This is a genomic window from Microbispora sp. NPDC046933, from assembly GCF_040644635.1.
GTDB lineage: Bacteria > Actinomycetota > Actinomycetes > Streptosporangiales > Streptosporangiaceae > Microbispora.
Genome location: NZ_JBEYWW010000017.1, coordinates 41,341 through 54,578, shown reverse-complemented (window position 1 = coordinate 54,578; position 13,238 = coordinate 41,341). Strand labels below are relative to the sequence as shown.

At 70.4% G+C, this 13,238-nt stretch carries 14 protein-coding genes; 8 read left to right on the top strand and 6 right to left on the bottom strand.

Annotated features, from left to right (window positions below; all coding sequences use genetic code 11):
• Positions 1 to 34: 34 nt before the first annotated feature.
• Entirely contained in the window at positions 35 to 922 is an 888-nt protein-coding gene (locus ABZ857_RS22890; RefSeq protein ID WP_357046233.1) for an RNA polymerase sigma-70 factor, read from the bottom strand.
• Positions 923 to 1,170: 248 nt separating this feature from the next.
• On the opposite strand from ABZ857_RS22890, the gene ABZ857_RS22885 reads away from it, so the two are divergent.
• Entirely contained in the window at positions 1,171 to 1,914 is a 744-nt protein-coding gene (locus ABZ857_RS22885) for an SDR family oxidoreductase (RefSeq protein ID WP_357045999.1), read from the top strand.
• Positions 1,915 to 1,930: 16 nt separating this feature from the next.
• Here the strand turns inward: ABZ857_RS22885 and helR are convergent, their stop codons facing one another.
• Both helR and ABZ857_RS22875 read right to left on the bottom strand, forming a co-directional pair.
• Positions 1,931 to 4,078 (bottom strand): RNA polymerase recycling motor ATPase HelR, encoded by a 2,148-nt coding sequence (helR, locus tag ABZ857_RS22880; RefSeq protein WP_357045997.1) that lies wholly within the window; start codon positions 4,076 to 4,078, stop codon positions 1,931 to 1,933.
• 429 nt (positions 4,079 to 4,507) lie between these two features.
• Entirely contained in the window at positions 4,508 to 5,086 is a 579-nt protein-coding gene (locus ABZ857_RS22875) for a TetR family transcriptional regulator (RefSeq protein WP_357045995.1), read from the bottom strand.
• Positions 5,087 to 5,178: 92 nt separating this feature from the next.
• Here ABZ857_RS22875 and ABZ857_RS22870 point away from each other — a divergent pair, with 92 nt between their 5' ends.
• The 3 genes from ABZ857_RS22870 (at position 5,179) to ABZ857_RS22860 (ending at position 7,343) form a co-directional block, all read left to right on the top strand.
• Positions 5,179 to 6,231, top strand: coding sequence for an NAD(P)-dependent alcohol dehydrogenase (locus ABZ857_RS22870; RefSeq protein ID WP_357045993.1), 1,053 nt, complete (start codon positions 5,179 to 5,181; stop codon positions 6,229 to 6,231).
• 105 nt (positions 6,232 to 6,336) lie between these two features.
• A complete protein-coding gene (locus ABZ857_RS22865) occupies positions 6,337 to 6,603 on the top strand; it encodes a hypothetical protein (RefSeq protein ID WP_357045991.1) in 267 nt (88 codons plus the stop codon).
• On the top strand, positions 6,600 to 7,343 hold the full coding sequence (locus tag ABZ857_RS22860; RefSeq protein ID WP_357045989.1) for an alpha/beta hydrolase: 744 nt from the start codon (positions 6,600 to 6,602) through the stop codon (positions 7,341 to 7,343). The genes ABZ857_RS22865 and ABZ857_RS22860 overlap by 4 nt, the downstream gene beginning before the upstream one ends.
• Before the next feature lie 141 nt (positions 7,344 to 7,484).
• Here the strand turns inward: ABZ857_RS22860 and ABZ857_RS22855 are convergent, their stop codons facing one another.
• On the bottom strand, positions 7,485 to 8,228 hold the full coding sequence (locus ABZ857_RS22855; RefSeq protein ID WP_357045987.1) for a TetR/AcrR family transcriptional regulator: 744 nt from the start codon (positions 8,226 to 8,228) through the stop codon (positions 7,485 to 7,487).
• Between the two features lie 85 nt (positions 8,229 to 8,313).
• Here ABZ857_RS22855 and ABZ857_RS22850 point away from each other — a divergent pair, with 85 nt between their 5' ends.
• Genes ABZ857_RS22850 through ABZ857_RS22835 form a run of 4 tightly spaced genes read left to right on the top strand, consistent with a single transcriptional unit; the run spans position 8,314 to position 11,798 of the window.
• Positions 8,314 to 9,810: an MDR family MFS transporter gene (locus ABZ857_RS22850; RefSeq protein ID WP_357045985.1), complete on the top strand. Its 1,497-nt coding sequence runs from the start codon at positions 8,314 to 8,316 to the stop codon at positions 9,808 to 9,810.
• 29 nt (positions 9,811 to 9,839) lie between these two features.
• Entirely contained in the window at positions 9,840 to 10,454 is a 615-nt protein-coding gene (locus ABZ857_RS22845) for a DsbA family oxidoreductase (protein ID WP_357045983.1), read from the top strand.
• Complete coding sequence (locus ABZ857_RS22840) at positions 10,444 to 11,031, top strand: NAD(P)H-dependent oxidoreductase (protein ID WP_357045981.1); 588 nt, start codon at positions 10,444 to 10,446, stop codon at positions 11,029 to 11,031. Before ABZ857_RS22845 ends, ABZ857_RS22840 begins: the two co-directional genes overlap by 11 nt.
• A 17-nt stretch (positions 11,032 to 11,048) precedes the next feature.
• Complete coding sequence (locus ABZ857_RS22835) at positions 11,049 to 11,798, top strand: SDR family oxidoreductase (RefSeq protein ID WP_357045979.1); 750 nt, start codon at positions 11,049 to 11,051, stop codon at positions 11,796 to 11,798.
• Positions 11,799 to 11,874: 76 nt separating this feature from the next.
• Here ABZ857_RS22835 and ABZ857_RS22830 read toward each other — a convergent pair whose 3' ends face one another.
• Both ABZ857_RS22830 and ABZ857_RS22825 read right to left on the bottom strand, forming a co-directional pair.
• Positions 11,875 to 12,855: an aldo/keto reductase gene (locus tag ABZ857_RS22830; protein WP_357045977.1), complete on the bottom strand. Its 981-nt coding sequence runs from the start codon at positions 12,853 to 12,855 to the stop codon at positions 11,875 to 11,877.
• Positions 12,852 to 13,229: a MerR family transcriptional regulator gene (locus ABZ857_RS22825; RefSeq protein WP_357045975.1), complete on the bottom strand. Its 378-nt coding sequence runs from the start codon at positions 13,227 to 13,229 to the stop codon at positions 12,852 to 12,854. Before ABZ857_RS22825 ends, ABZ857_RS22830 begins: the two co-directional genes overlap by 4 nt.
• Positions 13,230 to 13,238: the final 9 nt, after the last annotated feature.

The window sequence follows — 13,238 nt, the reverse complement described above, 5'->3', positions numbered from 1 at the left end:
GGGTCACGGCGCGGACTGCCGGGTCGTTCCGGTCTCAGCGGCTCAGCGCGGTCTCCCGTTCCACACGCGACAGCTTGTCGGGATTGCGGACGAAGTAGATCCCAGCCACGAGCCCGTCCTCGATCCGCATCGCCACGACACCGTCGATCTCCCCGTTGATCCGCATGATGAGACCGGGGTGGCCGTTGACCTGTACCGGCTCGGCCGACACCTCGGCGCCGAACCTGCTCAGGCCGGCGGTCAGCAGGCGAGCCACCTTGCCGGCCCCCACGACGGGCCGCGCCACGGCCCTCTTGAGCCCGCCGCCGTCGCTCAGGACGACGACGTCCGGCGCGAGGATGTCGAGCAGGCTCTGCAGGTCGCCGGTCTCGACTGCCTGCTGGAAGGCCTGGAGGGCGTCGCGGGTCTCGGCAGGGGAGACGACGTCGCGTGGCCGGCGGGCGGCGACGTGGGCGCGTGCGCGGTGGGTGATCTGGCGGACCGCGGCCTGGCTCTTGCCGACCGCTTCGGCGATCTCGTCGTAGTCCAGGTCGAACACCTCGCGCAGCACGAACACCGCCCGCTCGGTCGGCGACAGCGTCTCCAGCACCAGCAGCATCGCCATCGAGACGCTGTCGGCCAGCTCCACGTCCTCGGCCACATCGGGCGCCGTCAGCAGCGGCTCCGGCAGCCACGGCCCGACGTACGACTCCCTGCGCCGGCCGAGCACACGCAGCCTGCTCAGCGCCTGGCGGGTGGTGATCCGCACCAGGTACGCACGCCGATCCTGCACGGTTTCGAGATCGACGCCCGCCCACCGCAGCCAGGTCTCCTGCAGGACGTCCTCGGCGTCGGCGGCCGAGCCGAGCATCTCGTAGGCGACGGTGAACAACAGGTTGCGGTGGGCGACGAACGCCTCGGTGGCCGGATCGGCGGAATCCATCCGGCCGCCGCCGGCGAGTGACTGCGCCGCACTCATTCGTCCCTCGCTCATCACCGGCTCCTGCCTGATCGCTCTCGACTGTGCCACACGCACGAGACGCCGGTTCCCGCAGCTGTGTGACACCCGCGACCAGTGGCGTACGTCACACAGCCGAGCTGTCACAGGGGGCGGGTTAGCGGCGTCTCGTGTTCGTCAGGACGCCGCGCGGACGATCCGCGCCGGCACGAGACTCCACGGAGTGAGGACGAATGACGAACTCGGAGCGCACCTCGGTGCTGATCACCGGTGGCAACAAGGGACTCGGGTTCGAGGCGGCCCGGCGGCTCGGGGAAGAGGGCTGGACGGTCTTTCTCGGCTCGCGCGACGAGAGCCGAGGACGGGCGGCCGCCGACAAGCTGACCGCCGGCGGCGTCGATGTGATCATGGTCCCGCTTGACGTGACCTCAGACGAGTCGGTGGCCGGCGCCGTACGGCTCGTCCGCGAGCACACCGACCGCCTGGACGTACTGATCAACAACGCCGGCACGCCGGGAAAGGTCGTCGCGCCCGCGGAGACGACGGTGGAGGAGATCCATTCCGTCTACGACACCAACGTCTACGGGCCGATCAGGGTCACGAACGCGTTCCTTCCCCTGCTGCGGGCGGCGGACCATCCGCGGGTGGTGATGGTGTCCAGCGGCGGCGGCTCCTTCACGGTCGTGACCGATCCGGAGCAGCCCGTCTCGAGAATGCACGAGCTCGCCTACAGCTCGTCGAAGGCGGCGCTGAACATGATCACCGTCCGGTACGCCCAGGCGATCCCGAAGGTCAAGTTCAACGTCGCCACTCCCGGCGAAGTCGCGAACCGCAAGTTCGCCGCCACCGACATGAACAATCACACCGGCGAGCTGACGGTCACCGAGGGCACCGACTCGATCGTCAGACTCGCGACGATCGACGCCGACGGGCCGACGGGGATCTTCATCGACCGCCTCGGCCCCGTCGGGTGGTGACCGCAGCCGACCGGCGTCAGGAGCTCGTGAGGATGACGAGTTGCCGGGTCGCCCGGGTCATGGCGACGTAGCGGTCGACCGCTCCTTCGACGCCCTCGCCGAACCTCTCCGGGTCGACGAGGACGACCAGGTCGAACTCGAGCCCCTTCGACAGCTCCGGGGTCAGTGACCGGACGCGGGAGGTCTCCTCGAAGGAGGGATCGCCGATCACGCACGCGGTCCCTTCGGCATGCTCCGCGAGCCAGGCGTCGAGGATCGAGCGCAGATCCGAAACGGATCCGTGGACGACGGGGACGCCGCCGCCGCGGATGGAGGCCGGCACGTTGGCGTCCGGGAGCACGGCCCGGATGACCGGCTCGGCCTCCGCCATGACCTCTTCCGGCGTCCGGTAGTTGATGGTCAGGGAGGCGAGGGTGATCCGGTCGAGCCCGATCCGCTTGAGCCGTTCGTGCCACGACTCGGTGAACCCGTGCCTCGCCTGGGCGCGGTCGCCGACGATGGTGAAGCTCCGGGACGGGCAGCGCAGCAGCAGCATCTGCCACTCCGCGTCGGTGAGCTCCTGAGCCTCGTCCACCACGATGTGCGCGAACGGGCCGGCGAGCCGGTCCGGGTCGGCGGCGGGCAGCGCGGACTCGTCGACCAGGGCATCCTGTAGGTCCTGTCCGCGCAGCATCGACATCACGAGCATCTCGGAGTCGTCGGCCTCGATCAGGTCGTCGACGACCCGCGCCATGCCCTCGCGCTGGGCCGCGACTGCGGCGTCATGGCGACGCCTGCGTCGTGAGGTCTCCGGGTCGCCGAGCCGCTGCCGTGCCGCGTCCAGGAGCGGCAGGTCGGACACCGTCCACGCCTGGGCGTCCGCGCGCTGCAGCTTCCGTACGTCGTCCACGCTGAGCCAGGGAGCGCACATCCGCAGGTACGCGGGCACCGACCACAGGTCGCCGACGAGGTCGGTCGCTTCGATCAGCGGCCACGCGCGGTTGAAGGTCGTGAGCAGCTCCCTGTCCCGCACCAGCGACCTGCGGACCAGGTCGGCCGGGGCGTCGCCGTCGTGCTTGTCCACCAGGATCGTGAGCAGTTCCTCCCAGATCCGGTCGCGTGCCTCGTTGTGCGGAGTGCCGGGTTCCGGCGCTTCGAACGCCTCGGCCCAGTCGTCGGGGCTCAGCCAGATGTCGGACCAGGGGGTCGTGACCGTCATCCCCTTGGTGGGCGGGTTCTCGTAGAACCTGACGGCCGGCTCGATCGCCTTCACCAGATCCGCGGACGACTTCAGGCGGGCCACGCCGGGATCGGTCTCGATCGCCGCCGCGGCCCCCTCGGGGACGAGGTCGCGCAGGGTGCAGGTCTGCACGCCCTCTTCCCCGAGGCTGGGCAGTACGTCGGCGACGTAGGCCAGGTAGGGCTGGTGCGGACCGACGAACAGCACGCCGCCCCGGCGCTGACCGAGGCGAGGGTCGGAGTAGAGGAGGTAGGCGGAGCGGTGCAGGGCGACGACGGTCTTCCCCGTGCCGGGGCCACCGTCGACGACGAGAGCGCCCTCGGATCCCGCGCGGATGATGGCGTCCTGGTCGGCCTGGATGGTGCCGAGCACGTCGCGCATCCGTGGCGACCGGCTGCCGCCCAGGCTGGCGATGAAGGCGGACTGGTCGTCGAGCGCGGCGTGCCCTTCGAACCCGTCCGGGGTGAACACCTCGTCCCAGTAGTCGCTGATCCGGCCGCGGGTCCAGCGATACCTGCGGCGACTGGTCAGCCCCATCGGGTTGGCGTGGGTGGCTCCGAAGAACGGCTCAGCGGCGGGGGAGCGCCAGTCGAGCAGGAGCCGGCGACCCGCGCTGTCGGTGAGACCGAGTCGTCCGATGTACACGGGCTCGGGGTCGTCCTCGCCGACCATGTGTCCGAGGCACAGGTCCAGGCCGAAGCGGCGCAGCATGCGCAGGCGAGCGGTCAGCCGGTGGACCTCCAGGTCCCGGTCCAGCGCCTGCCGGCCACTGCCGCCTGGGGCCTTGAGCTCGGTGTCGAGGCGATCGGACAGCTCGGCGATCGACTGTTCGAGGCTTTCTGCGATGGCCGCGAAGTGCCGCTCATCGGCGGCGATCAGCCTTGGATCGGCCTTGTGGGAGAGGTTGCCGGGAAGGTCGAACGCGCTGGTGGGCAGCGGGTTCACGTAATCAGCTCCGATCTGGGTGGCTTGCGACCGTCACGCGCACGAAGGCGCCCGAACCGCCGTGACGAACCTGGGCCGTCGTGGGTTCAGGTCGCCGGGGTTCGCGGATTCTCTTGTTCTCGGGTCCTGGCGCGACGTTCCCGCGTGGTTCACGCGGGCACGGGCGGCCTTGGGCGCCGGCTCCGGCCGTTGATTTTGCGGTACGACCCGGGTCTTGCCGCAAGCCCCCCTGTGCGCTATAGGTTGAAAGTGGAAAGGAGCGGTTGATCCGCTTTCCTGTCGTCGTCCGCTCTGGACGGACGACTCCCTCGTGAATCGGGCTGACCACACCGGCGCCTGTGGCCGTACGCGTTCATCCGGCCGCCGCGCGTCCCCGACCCCGTACGAACGATCCCCTACGGCGGCGATGCGCTTGGGCAGCCGGTCGGGTCAGGGCGATACGGCGCGCGCGACGCAGTCGCGCAGCAGTGCCCGGCGGCGTTCGTGCTCGGCGGGGGGCTCGTCCGCGGTGGCGGTGTAGACGCCGCTGGCAGGTGACCAGGCGCACGCCATGGCGATGACCAGGGTCAGCAGGTCGAAGGGGTCGCCTGGACGCAGGCGGCCCGCCGCCTGGGCCTGGGCGATGGCGGCGAGCTTCGGCTCGTGCTCGGAGCTGTCGAACCACCGGCCGGTCGGGCGCTGCTCCAGCCGGATCCAGGCGATGAGCCGGACCAGGTGCGGCTGGCGCAGGTTCAGGTCGTACAGTCCCACGGCCCAGCCGGGCAGGTCGTCGACGTCGAAGGGGACGGCGTCGGTGGTGCGGCCGACGCAGTCGGCGACGACCGCGTCGAACAGGCCTTCCTTGCTGCCGAAATAGCCGTAGAGCTGGGCTTTGTTGGTGCGCGCCGCGGCGATGATGCGCTCGATCCGGGCGCCGGCGATGCCGCGCTGCGCGAATTCCTCGGTGGCCGCGTCGAGGATGCGCCGACTGGTCGCGGCGCCGCGCGGCGTGGTCGGCAGTTCGGGCATGGGATCACGATAGCAAACAGAACAGTTGGTTTGCCTTTCGACCGGAGGCGGCTAGTCTGAAACAGACCGAACAGTCTGTCTGGGGAGAATCAATGCGCCTCACCACCGGTTGGCAGAGCGTCGACGGATCCACCGCGCTGCAGCGGGTTGCGATCGAGCGCAGGGAGCTGCGCGACGACGACATCGCGGTGCGCATCGACTACTGCGGCGTGTGTCACAGCGACCTGCACAGGATCCGCGGCGTCTTCCGGGACGAAGGGGCCCTGGTTCCCGGTCACGAGTTCACCGGCACGGTTGCGGCCGTCGGTGCCGCGGTGACCACCTTCGCCCCAGGTGACCGGGTCGCGGTCGGGACCATCGTCGACTCCTGCGGGGACTGCCCGATGTGCCAGGTGGGGCAGGAGAATTTCTGCTACGCGGGCGCCACCAGCACCTACGGCGGGACCGACCGCGTCGACGGCACCACGACGCAGGGCGGCTACAGTCGCGAGTACGTGCTGCGGGAGAGGTTCGCCTACCGGCTGCCCGGCGGGCTCGACCCGGCCGCCGCCGCCCCGCTGATGTGCGCCGGGATCACCGTGTGGGAGCCCATGCGAGCCGCCGGGGTCGGGCCGGGCACCCGGGTCGCCGTAGCCGGCCTCGGTGGGCTGGGGCACCTCGCGGTGAAGTTCGCCGCCGCCCTCGGCGCCGAGGTCACCGTGTTGAGCCGCACGCCGGACAAGGCCGCCGACGCCCGCAGGCTCGGGGCTACCGGCCTGCTGCTCACCACCGACGACAAGCAGACGGAACAGGCACGCGGCCGGTTCGACCTCATCCTGGACACCATCTCCGCCCCGCACGACATCCCGCCGCTGCTGCGCATGGCGGCCCTGGACGGCACGCTCAGCCTGCTCGGCTATCCCGGCGAGATCCCGTTGCGGGTCATGGACCTGATCTACGGCCGCAAGAAGCTGACGTCGTCGGGCACCGGTGGACGGGCGGGCACGGCCGAGATGCTGCTCTTCTGCGCCGAGCATGGAATCACCGCGGACATCGAACTGCTCCCCTCCGCCCGCGTGCAGGAGGCGCTCGCCCGCCTCGATCGAGGCGACGTCCGCTACCGCTTCGTGCTGGACCTGGCCGACCTCGACCAGCCTGCCTCCTAAGAGAGCCCTGGTTCTCGTCGCGACGTGCGTCCGACCGGGGCGTTCACGCCCGCACCGGGCGGGAAATCGGTTGTGGGCTCGCGACCCGGCCGGAAGGATGAGCGTGTGGTTTGGCTCGCTTTCGTCGGCTCCTGTTTCCTGCTCGCGATGATCCCGGGTGCCGGCACGGCGCTGATCCTGCGGCAGACGCTCAGGGCCGGGCGCTCGTCCGGAGTGGCCGCTCTCCTCGGCAACGAAATCGGCATCTTCCTGTGGGCGATCGGCAGGGCCGGCGCCGTGCTCGGCAGGCCCGCGGTCCGCCGCCGCCTGGAACAGCTGTCGGGGACAGTGCTGGTCGCCCTCGGCGTCCGCGTCGCGATGGAGGCACGATGACGGTCTGGCACGAGGAACGGGGTTCGGGTGAGCCGGTCGTCCTGCTGCACTCCAGCGTCGCCGACTCGGGCATGTGGGATCCGCAGTGGGAGCCGCTGGGGGAGCGGTTCCGCGTCATCCGGCTGGACTTCCGGGGGCGCGGGCGCACGCCGTGCGTCGCGGAGGGGCCGTACTCGGACGCCGGCGACGTCGCGGACCTGCTCGCGGCGCTCGGCCTGCGCCGGGTCGGGCTCGTCGGATCGTCGTACGGCGGGCGGGTCGCGCTGGAGCTCGCGACCGGGCATCCCGATCTCGTCTCGCGGCTCGTGCTGCTGAACGCGGGCTGCGGCCTGCCGCCGACTCCCGATCTTGAGGCGTTCGGGGCGGAGGAGGACCGGCTGATCGAGGCGGGCGACGTCGGGGGAGCGGTTGACCTCAACGTCCGCACGTGGCTGGGACCCGAGGCGGACGAGCCGGTCAGGGCGCGGCTGGCGGCGATGCAGCGGCACGCGTTCGAGGTGCAACTGGCCGCCGACCCGGTGCCCGAGCGGCGCAGGGAACCGATCGACCTGACGGTGGTCACCGCGCCCACGCTGGTGGTCACCGGCGGCCACGACCTGCCGTACTTCCGGGAGAGCGGACGGCACACGGCGGAGGCGCTGCCGGACGCGACGCTGCTCGAACTCGACTGGGCCGGTCACCTGCCGAGCATGGAGCGCCCCGTCGAGATCACCCGCCTGCTGATCGAGTTGCTTTCCTGATCTACTTTGTAAAGGCGCTGGGTTGGTGTAAAACCAAAATTAGGCCCTCAGAACCCCTCGACGAGGACCAGACGCCTCCTGCTCTAGAAGCCTCCGTCGGCCCGCCGCCGGTGGCGCCGTCGTCTCGGTCTGCCTTCCTGCTTAACGAGGACACAGTGATGGGATGAGGGCGGCGATGGCGTCGAGGATGCGATCGAGTCCATGCCGGAAGCGTTCCTCGGTGGCGAGGTGGGCGGTGCGGGAGTCGAGGACCGATCGGTTGAACAGGGGGAAGGCGCCGGATTCGACGACCTGGCGAACGTACGGTCCCATGTAGTCCCGTTTCCAGCGCTCGGGGTCCAGGCCCGTGCGGCGGGCCTCCTCCAGCCAGCCGATCTCGCGGCGGACCGCGCTGTGTACGTAGTCGTTCAGCATGCCGACGAACCCGGTGATGTCGTCGATGTCGAGCCCGAGCCCGTCGAAGGCGCCGAGTGCGAACTCGTGCACGCGCAGCAGGTTGGGGCCTAGCGTGGGCCGGCTGGTGAGCAGCGCGATCAGCCAGGGATGGCGTAGGCCGGTGGCGCGGATCTGCCGGGCCAGCAGCGTCAGGTCGGAGCGCCAGTCACCCGACGGGCCGTCGGGAAGCTCGATCTCGCTCATCGCCAGATCGATCATGAGGTCGAACAGGTCGTCGCGCCGGGGTACGTAGCGGTAGAGCGACATGGCGCCGGTGCCCAGCTCGCCTGCGATCCGCCGCATGGTCGCGGCCTCCACTCCTTCGGCGTCGGCGATCTGGACGGCCGCTCGGGTGATCTGCTCCCGGCTGTAGCCGGGGCGCCGTCCCGGGCCGGAGCGCTCGTGCCCCTCCGGCTGCATCCAGATGCTGGTCGCTCGCTCGTCGGCCATGCACATCCCTTCCCTCCATTTGCGTACATGGTACCTGAATGGTTATGGTCCATTTCACGTACGAGGTACGCGAAATGGAGGACGTGTGGATCGATCTCTTCGTGTGGGCGTGATCGGCGTGATGCTGGGCATGATCACAGCCCCGTTGGACGGCATGATGCTCGGGCCCGCGTTGCCGGCGATCGTGAAAGATCTCGGTGGGCTGGAGTACTTCTCCTGGGTGGCGACGGCCTATCTGATCTGCATGGCCGCCTCGACGCCGATCTGGGGGAAGCTCGGCGACCTGTACGGCCGCAAGGCGGTCTACATGGCCGCGATCGTGGTCTTCCTGCTGGGGTCAGGGCTGTCGGGAGCCGCGCATGACATGATCCAGCTCGTCTGCTTCCGGATGGTGCAGGGGTTGGGCGCGGGCGGGCTGATGACCGGCGCTCTGGCGCTGATCGGCGAGCTGGTGCCACCCCGGCACAGCGGCAAGCTCATGGGGTTGTTCGGGATCATGATGCCGATCGCCTTCATCGCCGGGCCGTTGCTCGGTGGCCTGTTCGCCGGGCAACTGGGCTGGCGGTGGGCGTTCTTCGTCAACCTCCCCATCGGCGCGACCGCCTTGCTGCTCATCGGTGCCGCCGTGCGGCTGGAGCGGCGCCGGATCAGGACGCGGATCGACTACCTCGGGGCGCTGCTGCTGACGGTGGCGCTGGTGGCGCTCAGTCTGGTCGCCAGTTGGGGCGGCACCCAGTACGCCTGGGGATCGACTCCGATCCTCGCCTTGATCCTTATCGGGGTGGCGGCGCTGGCCACCCTGCTGTTCGTGGAACGACGCGCGGCCGAGCCGATCGTCCCGCTGGGCCTGTTCGCCGACCGCAACTTCACCCTCGCCCAGGTCATCCGCTTCCTCGGCGGCGTCGGCATGGTGGTGGCGGCCACCTTCCTGCCCCAGTACATGCATCTGGTCCACGGTGCCTCGCCGATCGCCAGCGGCCTGCTGATCCTGCCCGCGATGCTGGGCATGGTCGCCGTGCTGATCGGCACCGGCCGGCTCATCAGCCGCAACGGCCGCTACCGGATCTACCCGATCCTCGGCGGCTCCACCGTGGCGGCCGGCATGCTCGCGCTCCTCATGCTGCGGCCGGGCATCAACCTGGCGCTCGCCTCCGGTCTCACCCTGATCGGCGGCCTTGGGGTGGGCATGCTGATGCAGTCCACCACGATCATCACCATCAACAGCGCCGAGCCGCGCGACATGGGGGCGGCCAGCGGCTCGGTCACCCTTTGGCACACGATGGGCGCCTCACTGGGCGTGGCCGCCCTGGGCGCCCTGTACACCGCCCGGCTGCAGGACACCCTCATCGACCACCTCGGCGCGGAGACCGCCACCCGGATCGCCTTGACGCCCGAGGCGCTCATCCGGCTCACGCCCGCCGCGCGGGAGGCGGTCCGCCTCGCCGTCTCCGACGGCATCCACGCCATGGCCCTCGGCGCCGCCGCGCTGGGCGCCCTCGCCTTCGTGCTGGCCTGGTTCATCCGCGAGGTCCCCTTGCGTGACAGCGCCCCGTCGGCCGAGCCCGCCACTGCGGCCGCGTGAGGCGGGCACCCATGCCACAGAGTGTGAAAGTGCAGTTCGTCATGGACGTCATCTGCGCGCATTCCTACCTCGGCTACACCCGCTTCGCCCGCGCCGCCGACCTGCTCAGGGCCGAGGGCGTGCAGGTGACGGTGGAGTTCCTGCCCTTCGAGCTCGCGCCAGGCGCCCCGGCCGACGGGCAGCCGCTCCTGGCGGTCCTGGAACAGACCTTCGACCCGCAAGCGGCCGCCGGCGCGCTCGTCTTCGCCGAACGCGCGGCCCGCGAAGGTCTCCAGTTCGAGTACGGCAAGGCGATCGCCACCGGCACCTTCGACGCCCATCGCCTCATCGCCGACGCTGCGCACCAGGACAAGGCCGAGCCCATGGCAGAGCGCCTGTTTCGCGCCCACTTCACCGACGGGCTGCACATCGGCGACCCCGCCACGCTCGCCCGACTGGCCGCCGAGGTCGGTGTCACCACCGGCCACGTGCCTTCCCGGGAAGTGCGCGCCCGGCTCGACGGCGTGCGCCGCCTCGGCATCACCGGCGTGCCGGTCTTCCTCATCGAGAACCTGCCCCCGCTCACCGGATCCCAGACCGAGACCACACTGCTGGCGGCCCTGCGGCAGGCCGCCATCACGAAGGGAGAACACCGTGACCACTGACCCGCTGAGGCTGGCCGTCATTGTCGGCAGCGTCCGCGACGGACGCTTCGGCCCGACTGCGGCCAACTGGTTCGCCGGCCAGGCCGCAGCCCGCCCGGACCTCGACGTCGACGTGATCGACCTGGCCGACGTGCCGATCGGCGGGGCGGCCCCGTCGATGTCCGCGCCCACGTCGGTGCTGGAGGCCCTGGGCGGGCTGACCCCGCGGCTGGCGGCCGCCGACGCGTTCGTGGTGGTGACCCCCGAGTACAACCACAGCTACCCGGCCAGCCTGAAGAACGCCATCGACTGGCACAACCAGCAGTTCCACGCCAAACCGGTGGCGTTCGTCTCCTACGGCGGCATCTCCGGAGGCCTGCGCGCGGTGGAGCACCTGCGTGCCGTCTTCGCCGAGCTGCACGCCGTCACCACCCGCGACACCGTCAGCTTCCACGGCGCCTGGGAATGCTTCGACGGCAACGGACAGCCGAAGGACCCGGTCGGCCCGGCCGCGGCCGCCAAGACCCTGCTGGACCAGGTGACCTGGTGGGCGCGCATCCTGCGCGACGCCAAGGCCGTCACCCCCTACACCGCATAAATCAGAAAGGCGTGATCATGACGACATTGACCGGCAAGACGGCGCTGGTGACCGGCGCGAGCCGGGGCATCGGCCGCGCGATCGCCACCCGGCTGGCTCGCGAAGGCGCCCGGGTCGCCGTGCACTACGGCGGCAACCACGCCGCCGCCAAGGACACCGTCGCCGCCATCGAAGTGTCCGGCGGGCGGGCCTTCGCCGTCCAGGCCGAGCTGGGCGCGCCCGGCGACGCCGAAGCCCTGTGGACCGCCTTCGACACGCACACCGACGGGCTGGACGTCCTGGTCAACAACGCGGGCATCCTCGGCGGCCAGAGCGAGATCGACGGCGTCACCCGGGAGGGTCTTGAGCGCCTGTTCGCGGTCAACACCACCGCTCCGTTCTTCATCACTCAGCAAGCCCTGCCACGACTGCGCGACGGCGGGCGGATCATCACCGTGGGCACCATGCTGACCCGCGGGGCGGCCATGCCCAGGGCGATCGACTATGCGATGTCCAAGGCCGCACTCGACGTCATGACCGTCGCCCTGGCCAAGCAGCTCGGGCCGCGCGGCATCACGGTCAACCTCGTGGCCCCCGGCGTCATCGACACCGACATGCACCAAGGACGCCTGGTCGGCGAGGCCCTGGCCTGGCTGTCATCACAGACGCCCCTCGGCCGGCTGGGCACACCGCAGGACGTGGCCGACACCGTCGCCTTCCTGGCCTCCGACGACAGCCGCTATGTCACCGGACACCGGCTCGACGTCTCAGGCGGGACGACCATGTAGACCCACGCCACCGAATCGGCACCCCAACTGACGAGAGAGCCCGGCGCGGGCTTCGTGCCGGGCTCTGATGGTCTGATCAGTGGTTGACGGTGTTCATTCCGGCCGGGTTGTAGCGGTCGCCGGCGACCTGACCGGCGAGGGAGTCGAGCGCGCCGAGGTGGTCCGGCTCGAACTTGATCTCCAGGGCCGCGACGTTCTCCTCCAGCCGGGCGGCCCGCTTGGTGCCGGGGATCGGCACGACGTCGTCCCCGCCCCGGGTCAGCACCCAGGCGAGGGCCACCTGGGCCGGGGTGGCGCCGAGCGTGGCGGCGATCTCGCCGACCTTGGCCACCAGGGCCTGGTTGGCGGCGAAGTTGTCGCCCTGCCAGCGGGGGTTGTGGTGACGGAAGTCGTCGTCGGACAGCTCCCCGGTGCTGGTGATCGCACCGGTCAGCAGGCCGCGGCCGAGGGGGCTGTAGGCGACCAGGCCGATGCCGAGCTCCCGGAGCGTGGGCAGCAGTTCGTTCTCGATGTCCCGGGTGAACAGGGAGTATTCGTACTGCCCCGCGGTGACGGGGTGGACGGCGTGGGCGCGGCGCACGGTGGCGGGCGCGGCCTCGGAGATGCCGAGGTGGCGGACCTTGCCGGCCTCGACCAGCTCCTTCATGGCGCCCCACGTCTCCTCGACGGGGACGCCGGGGTCGACGCGGTGCTGGTAGTACAGGTCGATGTGGTCGACGCCCAGCCGTTCGAGCGAGGCGTCGCAGCAGCGGCGCACATAGTCGGGGCGGCCGTTGACGCCCACGCGGGTGCCGTCGGGCAGACGCTCGATGCCGAACTTGGTCGCCAGCACCACCTGGTCGCGCCGGTCGGCGACGGCCTTGCCGACGAGCCTCTCGTTGGTGAACGGCCCGTACGCGTCGGAGGTGTCGAGGAGGGTGATCCCCAAATCGAGCGCGCGATGGAGGGTCCGGATCGACTCGGACTCGTCGCCCGGACCGTAGAAGTCGCTCATTCCCATGCAGCCCAGGCCGAGCGCCGAGGTGCGAAGGCCCTGGCCGAGCGTGTGCTGCTTCATTGTTCTCCCATGATTCTGCGGCTGTAGAGATCGATCTTGTAGTCGACGATCTCGAGATCGCTTCGGAGCTGCTCGATCTTGGCGATCACGTCGGCCCGGTGGGCCTCGAGCAGCTCCTTGCGGGCCACGTAGGTGTCCTGGCCCCGGCGGACGAGTTCGGCGTACCTGCGCATGGCGGCGATGGGCATGCCGCTCGCCCGCAGGCGGGTGAGCAGGCTGATCCATTCGGTGTCCCGCTCGGTGTAGCGCCGGTGGCCGTTGTCGCCGCGCGGCGGCGGTTCCAGCATGAGGCCGGCGCGTTCGTAGTAGCGCAGCGTGTGGGCGGTGAGGCCGGTACGCTGCGCTACCTGCGCGATGGTCATCCCCTCGTCCATGGGGACCAG